Annotated in this window: 18 protein-coding genes; 17 read left to right on the top strand and 1 reads right to left on the bottom strand. The window is 61.5% G+C overall.

Annotation, left to right across the window (positions count from 1 at the left end; translation table 11 throughout):
* The first annotated feature begins 100 nt into the window (after positions 1–100).
* From KVG91_RS04560 to KVG91_RS04495, 14 genes are all read left to right on the top strand, one after another.
* Positions 101–406 (top strand): STAS domain-containing protein, encoded by a 306-nt coding sequence (locus tag KVG91_RS04560; protein WP_169375079.1) that lies wholly within the window; start codon positions 101–103, stop codon positions 404–406.
* Complete coding sequence (locus tag KVG91_RS04555) at positions 403–2118, top strand: ATP-binding SpoIIE family protein phosphatase (protein WP_169375078.1); 1716 nt, start codon at positions 403–405, stop codon at positions 2116–2118. The genes KVG91_RS04560 and KVG91_RS04555 overlap by 4 nt, the downstream gene beginning before the upstream one ends.
* A 30-nt stretch (positions 2119–2148) precedes the next feature.
* Complete coding sequence (locus tag KVG91_RS04550; protein WP_169375077.1) at positions 2149–2493, top strand: Hpt domain-containing protein; 345 nt, start codon at positions 2149–2151, stop codon at positions 2491–2493.
* An 85-nt stretch (positions 2494–2578) separates the two neighbouring features.
* A complete protein-coding gene (locus KVG91_RS04545) occupies positions 2579–3910 on the top strand; it encodes a flagellar hook-length control protein FliK (protein ID WP_217894870.1) in 1332 nt (443 codons plus the stop codon).
* Positions 3911–4230: 320 nt separating this feature from the next.
* Complete coding sequence (gene fliL / locus KVG91_RS04540; protein ID WP_169377176.1) at positions 4231–4734, top strand: flagellar basal body-associated protein FliL; 504 nt, start codon at positions 4231–4233, stop codon at positions 4732–4734.
* Positions 4735–4743: 9 nt separating this feature from the next.
* On the top strand, positions 4744–5712 hold the full coding sequence (fliM, locus tag KVG91_RS04535) for a flagellar motor switch protein FliM (RefSeq protein WP_169377175.1): 969 nt from the start codon (positions 4744–4746) through the stop codon (positions 5710–5712).
* Positions 5713–5758: 46 nt separating this feature from the next.
* Complete coding sequence (gene fliN / locus KVG91_RS04530) at positions 5759–6226, top strand: flagellar motor switch protein FliN (protein WP_169377174.1); 468 nt, start codon at positions 5759–5761, stop codon at positions 6224–6226.
* A gap of 1 nt (position 6227) precedes the next feature.
* Positions 6228–6662 (top strand): flagellar biosynthetic protein FliO, encoded by a 435-nt coding sequence (gene fliO, locus KVG91_RS04525; protein WP_169377173.1) that lies wholly within the window; start codon positions 6228–6230, stop codon positions 6660–6662.
* Positions 6662–7405, top strand: coding sequence for a flagellar type III secretion system pore protein FliP (gene fliP / locus KVG91_RS04520; RefSeq protein ID WP_076952995.1), 744 nt, complete (start codon positions 6662–6664; stop codon positions 7403–7405). The genes fliO and fliP overlap by 1 nt, the downstream gene beginning before the upstream one ends.
* Before the next feature lie 4 nt (positions 7406–7409).
* Positions 7410–7679: a flagellar biosynthesis protein FliQ gene (gene fliQ / locus KVG91_RS04515; protein WP_169377172.1), complete on the top strand. Its 270-nt coding sequence runs from the start codon at positions 7410–7412 to the stop codon at positions 7677–7679.
* Between the two features lie 4 nt (positions 7680–7683).
* On the top strand, positions 7684–8469 hold the full coding sequence (fliR, locus tag KVG91_RS04510) for a flagellar biosynthetic protein FliR (protein ID WP_169377171.1): 786 nt from the start codon (positions 7684–7686) through the stop codon (positions 8467–8469).
* Positions 8470–8472: 3 nt separating this feature from the next.
* Complete coding sequence (gene flhB, locus KVG91_RS04505) at positions 8473–9609, top strand: flagellar biosynthesis protein FlhB (protein ID WP_169377170.1); 1137 nt, start codon at positions 8473–8475, stop codon at positions 9607–9609.
* 435 nt (positions 9610–10044) lie between these two features.
* Positions 10045–10266, top strand: coding sequence for a cold-shock protein (locus KVG91_RS04500; protein ID WP_169377169.1), 222 nt, complete (start codon positions 10045–10047; stop codon positions 10264–10266).
* A gap of 22 nt (positions 10267–10288) precedes the next feature.
* Positions 10289–10492 (top strand): cold-shock protein, encoded by a 204-nt coding sequence (locus KVG91_RS04495; protein WP_169377168.1) that lies wholly within the window; start codon positions 10289–10291, stop codon positions 10490–10492.
* A gap of 129 nt (positions 10493–10621) precedes the next feature.
* Here KVG91_RS04495 and KVG91_RS04490 read toward each other — a convergent pair whose 3' ends face one another.
* Entirely contained in the window at positions 10622–10891 is a 270-nt protein-coding gene (locus tag KVG91_RS04490; RefSeq protein ID WP_169377167.1) for a DUF6124 family protein, read from the bottom strand.
* Positions 10892–11718: 827 nt separating this feature from the next.
* On the opposite strand from KVG91_RS04490, the gene KVG91_RS04485 reads away from it, so the two are divergent.
* The 3 genes from KVG91_RS04485 (at position 11719) to flhF (ending at position 15505) form a co-directional block, all read left to right on the top strand.
* Positions 11719–11913, top strand: a complete 195-nt coding sequence (locus KVG91_RS04485; protein ID WP_169378039.1) for a cold-shock protein — start codon at positions 11719–11721, stop codon at positions 11911–11913.
* Positions 11914–12061: 148 nt separating this feature from the next.
* Positions 12062–14176 (top strand): flagellar biosynthesis protein FlhA, encoded by a 2115-nt coding sequence (gene flhA / locus KVG91_RS04480; protein ID WP_178115249.1) that lies wholly within the window; start codon positions 12062–12064, stop codon positions 14174–14176.
* A 12-nt stretch (positions 14177–14188) separates the two neighbouring features.
* On the top strand, positions 14189–15505 hold the full coding sequence (gene flhF, locus KVG91_RS04475; RefSeq protein ID WP_169378040.1) for a flagellar biosynthesis protein FlhF: 1317 nt from the start codon (positions 14189–14191) through the stop codon (positions 15503–15505).
* Positions 15506–15599: the final 94 nt, after the last annotated feature.

The raw sequence follows: 15599 nt of genomic DNA, 5'->3' as shown, positions 1-15599 counted from the left end.
AGCCCGCTCACTACAGATAGCTTATGCGCCTTCCGGGTTTGCTCAGGTCCGGTTCACCTGCTAAACCTTCCTTCATTGCCAATGACAAGGAAGCAGTCGCATGTCAATCGAGTCAGAAGTCTCCCTGGACGGGAAGAAGTTGATAATCGCCATCAAGGGCCGGTTCGATTTCGGCAGCCACCAGGCCTTTCGTGAAGCCTACGAGCGGTTCTACAAGGTGCCTGAGGCATACGTCGTCGATTTGAAGGAAGCCACGTACATCGACAGTTCGGCCTTGGGCATGCTCCTGTTGCTAAGGGACCACGCCGGTGGCGATGAGTCAGATGTCAGCGTGATCAATAGCAACCCCGACGTGCGCAAGATCCTGGCGATCTCCAACTTCGACAAGCTGTTCGACATCAATTGAGCGTCCTGGCCCCCCTCGAGACGCTGACGATTCTGATCGCCGAAGACAGCGCCGCCGACCTGCTGCTGTTGTCGACCATCGTGCGCCGCCAGGGTCACCAGGTACTCACTGCCACCAACGGCGAGCAAGCCGTTGAGATCTTCGCCCGCGAGCGTCCGCAACTGGTGTTGATGGATGCCTTGATGCCGGTGATGGATGGCTTTGCCGCCGCGCGATGGATCAAGCAGTTGGCCGGTGAAGCGCTGGTTCCGATTATCTTCCTCACCTCCTTGCGCGAAAGCGCCGACCTGGCCGAGTGCCTGGATGCCGGCGGCGATGACTTTTTGCCCAAGCCTTACAACCCGCTGATCCTGGCGGCCAAGATCAACGCCATGGACCGCTTGCGTCGGTTGCAGGCCACGGTGCTGGAGCAGCGTGACCTTATCGCCAAGCATCACGACTACCTGCTGCATGAGCAGCGGGTGGCCAAGGAAGTGTTCGATAAGGTCGCGCATTCGGGCTGCATCAATGCCGCGCCGAACATTCGCTACCTGCAATCGCCTTATGCGCTGTTCAACGGCGACTTGCTGTTGGCGGCCTACACGCCTTCGGGTGACATGCACGTGCTGCTCGGCGATTTCACCGGCCACGGGCTGCCGGCCGCAGTGGGCGCCATGCCCCTGGCGGAGGTGTTCTACGGCATGACTGCCAAGGGCTACGGCCTGGCGCAGACCCTGCGCGAGATGAACGCCAAGCTCAAGCGCATCCTGCCCGTGGACATGTTCTGCTGCGCCACGCTGTTGAGCCTGAGCACCCATCGGCGCGTGGTGGAAGTGTGGAACGGCGGCATGCCTGAAGGCTATGTGCATGACATTGCCACCGGCACGCGCACGCCGCTGGAATCGCGGCATTTGCCCTTGGGCGTGCTGTCGGCCGACGCCTTTGATGATCGCACCGAAGTCTGGCCCATGGCCCTGGGCGACCGGGTGTTCCTGCTCTCCGATGGCGTGCTGGACACCGCCGACCCCAATGACCAGCTGTTTGGCGCAGAGCGCTTGCAGCAGGTGTTCGCCGCCAATCGCGAGCCTGATCGGTTATTTGACGAGATCGAGCAGGCCCTGGCGGCGTTTCGAGGTGTGGCGCGCGATGACGTGAGCATGCTGGAAATCACCCTGCAACCCGGCGAGTCGCTTCGCGCGGCGGGGCCGTTGTACGCCGACAGCGGGCAGTCGTGTCCGCTGAATTGGTCGGCGAACTTCGAGTTTCGCGCCGAGACCTTGAAACGCTACAACCCGTTGCCGTACCTGCTGCAATTGCTGCTGGAGATCCACGGCCTGCGTGAGCAAAGCGGGGCGCTCTACAGCGTGATGGCCGAGCTGTATTCGAATGCGTTGGAACACGGCGTGCTGGGCCTGGATTCGCGGCTCAAGCGCGATGCCGCGGGGTTCGCCGAGTATTATCGCCAGCGCAATGAACGCCTGGCGCACTTGAGCAGTGGTCACGTGCGCGTGCAGCTGCAGGTGCTGCCGACGGAAGGGGGCGGTCGCCTGAGCTTGTGTATCGAAGACAGCGGGCCAGGTTTTGACGTGGAACAGGTACTGGCGCGGACGCTGGACATCGACCGTCTGTCTGGCCGGGGCCTGAGCCTGGTGCGCCAGCTGTGCAGCGCTGTACGCTGGTCGGAAGGCGGGCGCCGTGTCTGCGTGGAGTTTTCCTGGGAGGCTCTGGCATAATCCACCGATTCTTGATCAAGGAGCGAACAAGTGGTTGATATGCATCTGGACCCGGCGGTGTTGTCGAGTTTGCAGGAGGTCATGGAAAGCGAGTATCCCAAGCTGCTCGAGACCTTTCTTGATGATTCCGAGAAGCGCGTCGAGGCCCTGCGCACGGCGCGCGATGACGCCAAGGCGTTGGGGCGGATCGCGCATAGCTTCAAGGGCAGCAGTGGAAATCTCGGGGCGGTGCGGCTGGCGCAGTTGTGCCAGCGACTTGAGGCGGAGTCCGCCGGCGCCACTGCGGACCTGGGGGCATTGGTGGACCAGATTGATCAGGAGTTTGCGTTCGTCAGGCCGTTGTATGAGTCGGAGCGCCAGCGCTTTCAGCTCTGACCCAACCGCTTTCAAACCTGGCCCGACTTTTGCTCTATGTCTTCGTACTGCATCCCCGATCCCCATGCAGTGGAGACCTTTACTTATGCCAGTCGCCCCGAATTCGCTCCTTCAGGCTGCCCCTGCGGCCAAGCCTCAAGCGCCCGCCGCCAATCCTCCGGCAGTGGCTGCGGACCCACGGGACAAGGGCCCTGGCTTCGCTCAAGTGTATGCCAGCCAGGGTGCCAAGCCCTCCGCCAAGCCTGACGACAGCGTGGCCAAACCCGCGCGGGACAAGCCGGCCGACGCCAGCGCCAAGCCTGTGGCGGGCGGCGACAAGCCTGCCGCCAGTACGCCAGCGGTTGCCGATAGCGGCAATACCTTGCCTGCCAGCCCGCCGGCCAAGACCGATGACAGTGCCAGCAGTGATGACGACGCAGCTGTCGACCCGAGCCTGGTACAACTGCCCCCGGTTGAGCCGGTGGTCGACCCGGCGTTGATCGCCAGCGTCACCCCGGTGGCCGTGCCGGTTCCGGCGCAAACCCCGGCGCCCGCCGCCACCACGGATGACCAGGCCCTGCCGGTGGTGGCAGCGCCGATCACGGCGGCCGAGCCGGCCAAGCCGACTTTCGATCCGCAAGCCGATCCCCTGGACGCCATGCCGGCTGTACGCCTGGCGATGGAGCAGGGCGGGCACGTGTCGGCCAGCAGCCAGGCCGCGGCGAAAACCGCGCCGCCCGCGTCCCAGGATCAACCAACCGCCGCGCAGAACTTCACCGCAGGTCTGGCCGCTATGGTCGACCAGCAAGCCACCAAGGACAGCACCGAGGGCGGCGATAAGGCCTTCAGCGGGCTGATCGAAGAGGGCCTCAAGGACCTGAAGGGCGCCAGCAGCGACACCCGTGTCGATGATTTCGCCAATCGCCTGGCCGCGCTGACCCAGGCCGCCACGCCGAAAACCGCCAATGCCTTGCCGCCGGTAGCCAACGCACCATTGGCCATGCACCAGAGCGGCTGGACCGACGAGATCGTCAACCGCGTGATGTACCTGTCCAGCGCCAACCTCAAGTCGGCGGAGATCCAGTTGCAGCCGGCTGAACTCGGCCGCCTGGACATCAAGGTCAACATGACCGCCGACCAGCAGGCCCAGGTCAACTTCATGAGCGCGCACCCGGTGGTGCGTGAAGCCCTGGAAAGCCAGTCCGGCCGATTGCGGGAAATGTTTGCCCAGCAGGGCATGGGGCAAGTGGATGTGAATGTGTCCGACCAGTCCCGTGGCCAGGAACAACAGCAACAGGCGCAGGCCCGTGGTGTGAGTGGCGGCGGTGGACGCGGTGGCGACAACGGCGACAGCGGCAATGCCATTGATGTGGCTGAAGCGGTAACGCCGGTGACCTCCACCGTGGTCGGCTCCAGCGCCGTCGATTACTACGCCTGATTTGAACCAAACGCAGGCCAAAATGTGGGAGCGGGCTTGCCTGCGGCCTGTAGTGAGCGGGCTTGCCCGCGCTGGGTGGCGAAGCCGCCCCAAACCAGGCGACTCGGTTCTACCTGGAGGTCGGCGGTGTTTTTATTGGGGCCGCTTCACGCCCAGCGCGGGGCAAGCCCGCTCACTACACACCGCCATCGCAGGCAAGCAGCTCCTACATTGGGTTTGTGGTTTTGCTTCTTCCCTTAAGTGCCAGACAACTCTGGCATAACACTTGCTCTTGCCTTCCCGTAGATCTATGAATCCCCGAATAGTGACGGATTATTGGCATGGCGAAGAGCGACGACGCAGCAGCAAAACCACCCGCGGGCAAAGGCAAGCTCAAGCTTATCCTGATGATTGTCGCAGGCCTGCTCCTGGCCATCGGCGCCTCGGTGGGCGGCACTTGGTACATCATGCACAGCAGCGCCGCCAAACCGGCGCCTGCCGCCGAAACCGCCACTAACGTCAAGCAACCGGCAATCTTCGAGCCGATGCTTCCGGCCTTTGTCGCCAACTTCAATCAGAACGGCCGTCAACGCTACCTGCAGGTGAGCATCACCTTGCTGGCGCGAAACCAGTCGGACCTGGATGCCCTCAAGGTGCATATGCCAGTGATCCGCAACAACCTGGTAATGCTGTTCTCAAGCCAGGGCTTCGACACACTCGCAACGCCAGTGGGCCAGGAAATGCTGCGTCAGAAGGTCACCGCCAGTGTGCAGGAAGTGGCCCAGAAAGAACTCGGCAAAGTCGTGGTCGAGCAGGCGCTCTTCACTAACTTCGTATTGCAGTAGGATCACGACATGGCCGTGCAAGACCTGCTGTCCCAGGATGAAATCGACGCGCTGTTGCATGGCGTCGACGACGGTCTGGTACAGACCGAAACGGCTGCCGAGCCCGGCAGCGTCAAAAGTTACGACCTGACCAGCCAGGATCGCATCGTCCGCGGACGCATGCCGACCCTGGAAATGATCAACGAGCGCTTCGCCCGCTACACCCGCATCAGCATGTTCAACATGCTGCGCCGTTCGGCGGACGTGGCGGTGGGCGGCGTGCAGGTGATGAAGTTCGGTGAATACGTGCACTCGCTGTACGTACCCACCAGCCTCAACCTGGTCAAGATCAAGCCGCTGCGCGGCACCGCGCTGTTCATCCTCGACGCCAAGCTGGTGTTCAAGCTGGTGGACAACTTCTTCGGCGGTGACGGCCGTCACGCCAAGATCGAAGGCCGCGAATTCACCCCCACCGAGCTGCGGGTGGTGCGCATGGTGCTGGAGCAAGCCTTCATCGACTTGAAGGAAGCCTGGCAGGCGATCATGGAAGTCAGTTTCGAGTACATCAACTCGGAAGTGAACCCGGCCATGGCCAACATCGTCGGGCCCAGCGAAGCCATTGTGGTGTCCACCTTCCACATCGAACTCGATGGCGGCGGCGGCGACCTGCACGTCACCATGCCGTACTCGATGATCGAGCCGGTGCGCGAAATGCTCGACGCCGGCTTCCAGTCCGACCTGGACGACCAGGACGAACGTTGGGTCAAGGCCCTGCGCGAAGACCTGCTGGACGTCGACGTACCGCTGAGCGCCACGGTTGCCCGTCGCCAGTTGCGTCTGCGCGATATCTTGCACATGCAGCCGGGCGACATCATCCCGGTCGAATTGCCACAAGAAATGATCATGCGCGCCAACGGCGTGCCGTCATTCAAGGTCAAGCTGGGTTCCCACAAGGGCAACCTGGCGCTGCAAGTGGTGGAACCGATCAACCGTCGGTGATGCACCCTAATCAATTTATGAATGTTTGCTCCGCCGAGGACATGTAATGGCTACCGAACACGAAAACACTTCCGCCGAAGACCAGGCCCTGGCTGACGAATGGGCGGCTGCCCTGGAAGAAACCGGCGATGTTGGCCAAGATGACATCGACGCGCTGCTGGCCGCCGACGCCGCCACCGCGCCGGCCGGCAACCGCCTGACCATGGAAGAATTCGGCAGCGTGCCGAAGAACAACGACCCGGTGACCCTCGACGGCCCGAACCTGGACGTGATCCTGGACATTCCGGTGTCGATCTCCATGGAAGTCGGCAGCACCGAAATCAACATCCGCAACCTGCTGCAACTCAACCAGGGTTCGGTGATCGAGCTTGATCGTCTGGCCGGCGAGCCGCTGGACGTGCTGGTCAACGGCACCCTGATCGCCCACGGTGAAGTGGTGGTGGTCAACGAAAAGTTCGGCATCCGCCTGACGGACGTGATCAGCCCGAGCGAACGCATCAAGAAGTTGCGCTGATATGAAACGCTTGCTGGTGGCACTTCTTGTCGCGCTGCCGTTGGATGCCTGGGCAGCCGAGCCGGTGGCTCAGGCCGCCGCCGCGCCTGCCGTGGGCAGTGTCGGCGGGCAATTGACGCAGCTGGTGCTCGGCCTGTTGCTGGTGGTCGGCTTGATCTTTGCGCTGGCCTGGCTGATGCGCCGGCTACAGAACGCAGGGCCGGGCAACGGCCAGGTGATCGAGATGATCGGCTCCCGTGCCCTTGGCCCGCGCGATCGACTGGTGTTGGTGCAAGTGGGCGAGGAGCAGATTCTGCTGGGCATCACCCCGGGCCGCATCACCCCCCTGCACGTGCTCAAGACACCGGTGGACGTGGCCGAGACCAAGGCCGCCACGCCAGAATTCGCCCAACGCCTGATGGAGTTGCTGGGCAAGGATCAGAAGGATAAGAAGTAATGCGCGTTTTATTGGCGCTCATGCTGTTGCTGGCCGCGCCGCTGGCGTTTGGCGCCGACCCGTTGTCGATCCCGGCGATCACCCTGGGCACCAATGCGGCAGGGGCGCAGGAATATTCGGTCAGCCTGCAGATCCTGCTGATCATGACCGCGCTGAGCTTCATTCCGGCGTTTGTCATGCTGATGACCAGCTTCACGCGCATCATCATCGTGTTCTCGATCCTGCGCCAGGCCCTGGGCCTGCAGCAGACGCCGTCGAACCAGATCCTCACCGGCATGGCCTTGTTCCTGACCATGTTCATCATGGCGCCGGTGTTCGACAAGGTGAACCAGCAAGCGCTGCAGCCCTACCTGGCGGAAACCATCACCGCCCAGGTGGCGATCGACCGCGCCCAGGTGCCGATCAAGGACTTCATGTTGTCGCAGACCCGCTCCAGCGACCTTGAACTGTTCATGCGCCTGTCCAAGCGGACCGACATCGCCACGCCGGACCAGGCGCCGTTGACCATTCTCGTACCGGCATTCGTCACGTCCGAATTGAAGACTGCGTTCCAGATCGGCTTCATGATCTTCATTCCGTTCCTGATCATCGACCTGGTGGTAGCAAGCGTGCTGATGGCCATGGGTATGATGATGCTCTCGCCGCTGATCATCTCGCTGCCGTTCAAGATCATGCTGTTTGTGCTGGTGGACGGCTGGGCGCTGATTATCGGCACCCTGGCCGGCAGTTTCGGCGGGGTATAGGGCTATGACACCCGAAGTCGCCGTCGACCTGTTCCGTGAAGCGCTGTGGCTGACCACCGTGATGGTCGCCGTGCTGGTCATACCCAGCCTGTTGGTGGGCCTGCTGGTGGCGATGTTCCAGGCCGCGACGCAGATCAACGAACAGACCCTGAGCTTCCTGCCGCGCCTGCTGGTGATGCTGGTCACGCTGATCGTCGCCGGCCCGTGGCTGGTGCAGACCTTCATGGAATACATCCTGCAGTTGTACGGCAGTATTCCGCAGTTGATCGGCTGACCCGATGCAGTCCTTGCTGGCATTGACCGACACCCAGATCAGTACGTGGGTGGCGTCCTTCATCCTGCCGCTGTTCCGGGTCACGGCCATGTTGATGGCCATGCCGGTGTTCGGCACGACCTTGGTACCGCGGCGGGTGCGCCTGTACTTTGCGGTGGCGATTACCGTGGTGATCGTGCCGGGGTTGCCGCCGATGCCGCCGGTGAATGCCATCGACCTCAGCGCGTTGCTGCTGATTGCCGAGCAGATCCTGATCGGCACACTCATGGGCTTTTCCCTTTCGCTGTTTTTCCAGGCCTTTGTGATCGCCGGGCAAATTATCTCGGTCCAGATGGGCATGGGCTTCGCGTCGATGGTCGACCCTACCAACGGCGTCTCGGCGGCGGTGATCGGGCAATTCCTGACCATGCTGGTGACCTTGCTGTTCCTGGCCATGAACGGCCATCTGGTGGCCTTTGAGGTAATGACCGAGAGCTTCACCACCTTGCCGGTGGGGTCGGGGCTGGTGGTTAACCATTTATGGGAAATCGTCGGGCGGCTGGGCTGGGTGTTCGGCGCCTCTCTGTTGTTGGTGCTGCCGGCGATCACTGCGCTGCTGGTGATCAACATCGCCTTTGGCGTGATGACCCGCGCGGCACCGCAGTTGAACATCTTTTCCATCGGTTTCCCGTTGACCCTGGTGTTGGGCATGTGGATTTTCTGGGTCGGCCTGGCTGACATTCTCAATCAGTATCAACCGCTGGCGACTGACGCCCTGCAGTTCTTACGTGATCTGGCACGGGCGCGCTGAGCCATGGCCGAGAGCGAGAGTGGTCAGGACAAGACAGAAGACCCCACGGAGAAACGCAAAAAGGATTCCAGGGAAAAGGGCGAGATTGCGCGCTCCAAGGAACTCAATACCGTCGCCACCATGATGGCCGGCGCCGGCGCCTTGTTGATCTACGGCGGCGGCCTGGCGCTGGACTTGATGGAGTTGATGAAGCACAACTTTGCCTTGCCCCGCGAAGTGCTGCTCAACCCTGACGCCATGGGCCAGTACTTGCTGCACTCTGGCAAGATCGCGCTGCTGGCGGTGCAGCCGATTCTGATCACCTTGCTGCTGGCCGCGCTGATCGGCCCGGTCGCCCTCGGCGGCTGGCTGTTTGCCGCGGGCAGCATGGCGCCCAAATTCAGCCGCATGAACCCCGGCGCCGGGCTCAAGCGCATGTTCTCCGCCAAGGCCCTGGTGGAGCTGCTCAAGGCCCTGGCCAAATTTATCCTGATCCTGTTTGTGGCGCTGGTGGTGTTGTCGTCCGACATCGACGACCTGCTGCTGATCGCCCATGAGCCGCTGGAATCGGCGATCATCCACAGTGTGCAGGTGGTGGGCTGGAGCGCGCTGTGGATGGCCGCCGGGCTGATCATCATCGCGGCGGTGGATGCGCCGATCCAGTTGTGGGAGAGCCACAAAAAGCTGCTGATGACCAAGCAGGAAGTGCGCGACGAACACAAGGATTCCGAAGGCCGGCCCGAGGTCAAACAGCGTATTCGCCAGCTGCAGCGTGAAATGTCCCAGCGCAAGATGATGGCGGCGGTGCCCGACGCCGACGTGGTCATCACCAACCCGACACACTACGCCGTAGCGCTCAAGTACGACCCGGAGAAGGGTGGCGCGCCGATGCTGCTGGCCAAGGGCAGTGATTTTACCGCGTTGAAAATCCGCGAAATTGCCGTGGCCAACGACATCCTGCTGTTGGAGTCGCCGGAGCTGGCGCGCTCGATTTTCTACTCCACCGACCTTGACCAGGAAATCCCCGCCGGGCTCTACCTGGCCGTGGCCCAGGTGTTGGCGTACGTCTATCAGATCCGCCAATACCGCGCGGGCAAGGGCAAGCGCCCGGACCCGCTCAAGGACCTGCCGATTCCGCCGGATTTGCGTCGCGATTCCTGACGGTCGCGCTCCTGTAATTGAGCGTTTGCCTGTCAACGTTGACAGTAGCCAATACGCCGCCTGCACGGTTTGATAGAGCGATGAGGCGCGCGGCCCTGCGCGGCTCGGGAGACGGTGATGGAGAGGCCTACGGTCAGGTGGTTTGATGCGGTCAAAGGCATCGGCTTTATCGCCCGGGATCGCGATGGCAACGAGGTTGCCGTTCAGTCTACCGGCACTCAACGCAGTGACGTCCCGCCAGCCCCAACCAAACCGCGAAAACCCCGCAAGCGCAAAAAGTCATCGGATGCATGAAGTGAACCGTGGATTGCCACCGTGCCATTCGTCTTAAACCCCTTCTACCTGTCAACTTTGACAGTAGTCAGCGTTAGACGCTTGCGGTTCCATAACGCCAGATACTGCGCGCGGGTAGTCAAGAGATGCGGGAGGGTGATCATGGAAGTGGTGATGGGCACGATCAGTTCTTATAGCCGCGCCACCGGAGAAGGTTTGATCGAACTGGACGGTGGGCGGGAGCCGGTACTGGTGGACCTGAGGAGCTCGGCAGGTCGGCGGTTTAGAAAGGGCCAGCGGGTTCAATTTTCCAGAATCCATGGTCCCAAGGGCATCTATGCGTTTCGTCTGAAACTCATTCGCATGCCCCGTGCAAATCTTTGAAAGTGACGGCAGGAGAACGGTCATGGCGACAGGTATGGTGAAGTGGTTTAACGCGGAAAAAGGGTTTGGGTTTATTCAGCCCGAAGACGGCAGTGCGGATGTTTTTGTCCACTATTCAGCCATCCAAGGTTCTGGTTTCAAAAGTTTGGAAGAGGGGCAAAGAGTCGAGTACGACACGGCTCAGGGCCCAAAAGGCCTGCAGGCCGAGAACGTGCGTAATGCCTGACCCGGTCTCAAGGCGAACAGGGTCAACCTGTGGGAGCTGGCTTGCCTGCGATAGCGGTGGGTCAGCTAATGCATTTGTTACTGATGCACCGCAATCGCAGGCAAGCCAGCTCCCACACTTGAATCGGGGTTAGCCCGTCGCAGTCGACGGCTCAACGCCCTCCAGCACCCGCTCGGCCAGTAACTGCGCCACTTCAATCAACTGCGCTACACCCAATGCGCCTTCGCGCCGCGAGCTGTCCAGTTCGAAGGCAAAGTTGCAGGTCAGGGCGTGGGCTGACGCCAGTGTTTCGGTGAGGTTGACCAGCAGGTCTTCGGTGGGGATACCGTCTTTTACACGCAATAGCACGACGGGTGCGTCGTTGGCGTCGAGTGGGGGATTTGGGGTGGGTTTGATCATTGTGAAGTTCCTAGAAAGTGGAGCTGCCACTGATCGCCGCGACGCGATGGAGGGTGGCAGCTGTACGCAGGTTCGCGGACCGGTCCAGGAACAACAACCCGGCATACCCGAAGGTATCCCGCGCACAGCCGCCATAGCGCCGCACAGTAGACGATAAAAAACCGCTTACTGAAAGGCAGAGGGTGCTTTTGTTCCGTAGCAAACCGGGCCGCGACGCCCGACCACTGCGTTTGCAGCGGTGTACGGAGACTAGAGATCGAGTTTCCTAGGGGCAACCTCAAAACGCTGTCGGAAATTTCCTCGGCAGCACTGGGCTATACACAAATCCAAAGGTGGGAGCTGGCTTGCCTGCGATAGCGCTGGGTCAGCTAATGCATCTGTCACTGATACACCGCTATCGCAGCATGGGTATCTACACAACTTTCAAAAGCTATCAAATCTCCCTGTAGTGAGCGGGCTCGCCCCGCGCTGGGTGGCGAAGCCGCCCCAAACCAGGCGACTCGGTTTTATCAGAACACTGCGGTGCCCTTATTGGGGCGGCTTCGCCACCCAGCGCGGGACAAGCCCGCTCACTACAAAGATGTGTAGATACCCACGGCTATCGCAGGCAAGCAATCTCCCACACTGGAGCCGCGCCATAGCCGGCAACGTGGACGTTCTACGTGGGAGGGAGCCGCGAAGACTACCGTCCTGCCAATCACCGCCTATCTGAAATTTCATTCGACCTGTCAACGTTGACAGTAGTCCGCTCAAATTTTCTAGGGTTGACTAAGGGAGTGGTGCCGCACACGGGGTGCGGTAACGCAAGTGAACCAAGGAGAGTCATCATGGCAACTGGAACCGTAAGCGTGGTCGATTCAAACAATGGCTTTGTAATTATCTCCCCGCGCAGTGGCGGTGGGGTTATCACCGTCGACGAACAAGGCCTTCGAGAAGCTGGTTTGACCGATCTTAAAATGGGTGATGAGGTGTCTTACGAAATAGGAGCCGGCGGTCAAATTCAGCATCTAAAACGCGCGTAGGTGTTAAACCTCCTCGAGAGAATTCCCCACCGGTATTCCTCTAGAGCAAAAGTTGGAAGGCTTCTTGCAATACCGCCTCCAGGACGCCCCGCGGCGTCAAAACTTTGCTTCAAGGAAACGAGGAATACCGGTGGTGGATCGCTCTCAAATGTTCGGCACGGCCCGTACCACCCTGACTGACCTCTCCCGAGGCAATCTGGGTGTGCCGTTGTTGTTGCTGGTGATGCTGGCAATGATGATGTTGCCGATGCCGCCGTTCCTTTTGGACGTGTTCTTCACCTTCAACATCGCCCTGTCCGTCGTGGTGCTGCTGGTGTGCGTCTACGCCCTGCGGCCGCTGGATTTCGCGGTATTCCCGACGATTCTGCTGGTGGCGACCCTGTTGCGCCTGGCGCTGAACGTGGCTTCCACCCGCGTGGTGATGCTCCACGGCCAGGACGGTCACGCCGCCGCCGGTAAGGTGATCCAGGCCTTCGGTGAGGTGGTGATCGGCGGCAACTACGTGGTCGGTATCGTGGTGTTCGCGATCCTGATGATCATCAACTTCGTGGTGGTGACCAAGGGCGCCGGGCGGATTTCCGAGGTGAGCGCGCGTTTTACCCTCGACGCCATGCCCGGCAAACAAATGGCCATCGACGCCGACCTCAACGCCGGCCTGATCGACCAGAACCAGGCCAAGTCGCGCCGCCTGGAAGTGGCCCAGGAAGCCGAGTTCTACGGCTCCATGGACGGTGCCAGCAAGTTCGTGCGCGGTGACGCCATCGCCGGCCTGCTGATTCTGTTCATCAACCTCATCGGCGGCATCGCGGTCGGTATCTTCCAGCACGGCATGACCTTCGGCGATGCGGGCAAGGTGTACGCCTTGCTGACCATCGGTGACGGTTTAGTGGCGCAATTGCCATCACTGTTGTTATCCACAGCAGCGGCCATCATGGTGACCCGTGCTTCGGGCTCCGAAGACATGGGCAAGCAGATCAGCCGCCAGATGTTCGCCTCGCCCAAGGCACTGGCCGTGGCGGCGGGCATCATGGCGATCATGGGCATCGTGCCGGGCATGCCGCACGTGTCGTTCCTGAGCATGGCGGCCCTGGCCGGTGGCGGTGCCTACCTGTTCTGGAAGAAGCAGAACGCCGTGAAGGTCCAGGCCCTGCAGGAAGTCGCGCGTCAGCAGGAGCTGCTGCCATCCCCGGCCCGCGCCCAGGAAACCAAGGAGCTGGGCTGGGATGACGTGACCCCGATCGACATGATCGGCCTGGAAGTCGGTTACCGCCTGATCCCGCTGGTGGACCGCAACCAGGGCGGCCAATTGCTCGCGCGGATCAAGGGCGTGCGCAAGAAGCTGTCCCAGGACCTGGGCTTTTTGATGCCCACCGTGCATATCCGCGACAACCTCGACCTGGCGCCCAGCGCCTACCGCTTGACCCTGATGGGCGTGATCCTGGCCGAGGCCGAGATTTACCCGGACCGCGAGCTGGCGATCAACCCGGGGCAGGTGTTCGGCAGCCTCAACGGCATCACCGCCAAAGATCCGGCTTTTGGCCTGGAGGCGGTGTGGATCGAAATCAGCCAGCGCAGCCAGGCGCAGTCCCTGGGTTACACCGTGGTGGATGCCAGCACCGTGGTCGCCACGCACCTCAACCAGATTCTGTACAAGCACTCCCATGAGCTGATCGGCCACGAGGAAGTCCAGCAATTGATGGGTTTGCTCGGCAAAGCCTCGCCAAAACTCGCCGAGGAGCTGGTGCCGGGCGTGCTGTCGCTGTCGCAGTTGCTCAAGGTGTTGCAGGCGCTGCTGGCCGAACAGGTGCCCGTGCGCGACATTCGCAGCATTGCCGAGGCCATCGCGAACAATGCCGCCAAGAGTCAAGATACTGCCGCGCTGGTGGCCGCGGTGCGCGTCGGATTGTCGCGTGCAATCGTGCAAAGCATTGTAGGGCTTGACTCCGAGCTGCCTGTGATCACCTTGGAACCCAGGTTGGAACAGATATTGCTCAATAGTATTCAGAAGGCAGGTCAAGGCCAGGAAGAAGGCGTTTTGCTGGAGCCAAGCATGGCTGAGAAGCTGCAGCGTTCGTTGATCGACGCCGCACAGCGCCAGGAAATGCAGGGCCAACCGGTGATCTTGCTGGTGGCCGGTCCGGTCCGCGCGATGTTGTCGCGATTTGGACGTCTGGCAGTACCGAATTTGCACGTTTTGGCTTATCAGGAAATTCCTGACAATAAGCAAGTGACTATCGTCGCGACAGTAGGGCCCAACGGCTGAGGGTAGTGGGTTATGCAAGTGAAGCGTTTTTTCGCCGCCGATATGCGTCAGGCCATGAAACTGGTTCGTGATGAGCTGGGCGCCGACGCCGCGATTATCGGTAACCGTCGTATTGCCGGCGGTGTCGAGCTGACGGCTGCCCTGGACTACACCCCCCAGGCCCTGGCGCCGCGTGTGCCAAACATGGAGCTCGAAGACGAGCTGCGCAAGACGGCCTCGCGCATTGTCTCGGCCCAGGCTGAACTGAGCATGCGCGGTGACAGCGATGCCACCACCAACCGCCAACTGTTCGCCGGCCTGCCGCTGACCGCGGCCGAACCCTTGGTCGAGCCGACGTTCAAGGAGCCGCCGCGTCCGGCAGCGCCTGCACCGGCCGCTGCTGTCGACCCGCGCGTGTTTGACTCGATGCGCTTTGAACTCAACGGCCTGCGCGAGCTGCTCGAAGTGCAGCTTGGCTCGCTGGCCTGGACCCAACTGCAAGGCAGCAAGCCGCAACAGGCCAACCTGTGGCGCCGCCTGCAGCGCATTGGCCTGTCCGGCCCGTTGTCCCGCGACCTGCTGGCCTTGACCACCGAGATCCAGGAACCTCGCCAGGCCTGGCGCATGCTGCTGGCTCACTTGGCGCGCATGATCGCCACGCCGGAAATCGAACCGCTGGAAGAGGGCGGTGTGATTGCCATGGTCGGCCCCGCCGGCATGGGCAAGACCACCACCCTGGCCAAGCTGGCCGCGCGCTACGTGCTCAAGTACGGCGCACAGAATATCGCGCTGGTGAGCATGGACAGCTACCGCATTGGTGCCCAGGAACAGCTCAAGACCCTGGGCCGCATCCTCAATGTGCCGGTGACCCACGTCGACCCGGGCCAATCCCTGGCCAATGCCCTCGACCCGCTGCTGCGCAAGCGCGTGGTGCTGATCGATACCGCCGGCCTGCAAGCCAGCGACCCGGCATTGCGCATGCAGTTGGAAAGCCTGGCCGGGCGTGGCATCAAGTCGAAAAATTACCTGGTGCTTGCAACCACCAGCCAGAAACAGGTTCTTACCGCTGCGTACCATAGCTACAAGCGCTGCGGCCTGGCCGGTTGCATCCTCACCAAACTCGATGAAACCGCGAGCCTGGGCGAAGTGCTGAGCCTGGCCATCAGTCATGAATTGCCGGTCGCCTACCTGACCGACGGCCCGCGGATCCCGGATGATCTGCATCTGCCGCGCCGTCATCAATTGGTCAGCCGTGCAGTCAGCGTGCAAATGCAAGAAGAGCCTAGCGAGGAAGCGATGGCCGATATGTTCGCCGACCTTTACCACAACCCGGCAAAACGGGTGGGATAAGTCAGGATGAACACCGTGAAATGTATCTACATCGATGGTCTGCAAGCGATTCACGCGGCCAAGCCATGTAGCCTGCGTCTAAGCAAGACAAGGT

Origin of the sequence: Pseudomonas azadiae (assembly GCF_019145355.1) — a bacterium.
Classification (GTDB): Bacteria; Pseudomonadota; Gammaproteobacteria; order Pseudomonadales; family Pseudomonadaceae; genus Aquipseudomonas; species Aquipseudomonas azadiae.
This window is presented reverse-complemented; position numbering and strand designations above follow the sequence as displayed.

What these genes read in the sequence shown, in the direction of transcription:
- KVG91_RS04560 (WP_169375079.1), top strand. Translation starts at nt 101, where the DNA reads ATGTCAATCGAGTCAGAAGTCTCCCTGGACGGGAAGAAGTTGATAATC.
- KVG91_RS04545 (WP_217894870.1), top strand. Translation starts at nt 2,579, where the DNA reads ATGCCAGTCGCCCCGAATTCGCTCCTTCAGGCTGCCCCTGCGGCCAAG.
- fliL (WP_169377176.1), top strand. Translation starts at nt 4,231, where the DNA reads ATGGCGAAGAGCGACGACGCAGCAGCAAAACCACCCGCGGGCAAAGGC.
- fliM (WP_169377175.1), top strand. Translation starts at nt 4,744, where the DNA reads ATGGCCGTGCAAGACCTGCTGTCCCAGGATGAAATCGACGCGCTGTTG.
- fliN (WP_169377174.1), top strand. Translation starts at nt 5,759, where the DNA reads ATGGCTACCGAACACGAAAACACTTCCGCCGAAGACCAGGCCCTGGCT.
- fliO (WP_169377173.1), top strand. Translation starts at nt 6,228, where the DNA reads ATGAAACGCTTGCTGGTGGCACTTCTTGTCGCGCTGCCGTTGGATGCC.
- fliP (WP_076952995.1), top strand. Translation starts at nt 6,662, where the DNA reads ATGCGCGTTTTATTGGCGCTCATGCTGTTGCTGGCCGCGCCGCTGGCG.
- fliQ (WP_169377172.1), top strand. Translation starts at nt 7,410, where the DNA reads ATGACACCCGAAGTCGCCGTCGACCTGTTCCGTGAAGCGCTGTGGCTG.
- fliR (WP_169377171.1), top strand. Translation starts at nt 7,684, where the DNA reads ATGCAGTCCTTGCTGGCATTGACCGACACCCAGATCAGTACGTGGGTG.
- flhB (WP_169377170.1), top strand. Translation starts at nt 8,473, where the DNA reads ATGGCCGAGAGCGAGAGTGGTCAGGACAAGACAGAAGACCCCACGGAG.
- KVG91_RS04500 (WP_169377169.1), top strand. Translation starts at nt 10,045, where the DNA reads ATGGAAGTGGTGATGGGCACGATCAGTTCTTATAGCCGCGCCACCGGA.
- KVG91_RS04495 (WP_169377168.1), top strand. Translation starts at nt 10,289, where the DNA reads ATGGCGACAGGTATGGTGAAGTGGTTTAACGCGGAAAAAGGGTTTGGG.
- KVG91_RS04490 (WP_169377167.1), bottom strand. Translation starts at nt 10,891, where the DNA reads ATGATCAAACCCACCCCAAATCCCCCACTCGACGCCAACGACGCACCC.
- KVG91_RS04485 (WP_169378039.1), top strand. Translation starts at nt 11,719, where the DNA reads ATGGCAACTGGAACCGTAAGCGTGGTCGATTCAAACAATGGCTTTGTA.
- flhA (WP_178115249.1), top strand. Translation starts at nt 12,062, where the DNA reads ATGTTCGGCACGGCCCGTACCACCCTGACTGACCTCTCCCGAGGCAAT.
- flhF (WP_169378040.1), top strand. Translation starts at nt 14,189, where the DNA reads ATGCAAGTGAAGCGTTTTTTCGCCGCCGATATGCGTCAGGCCATGAAA.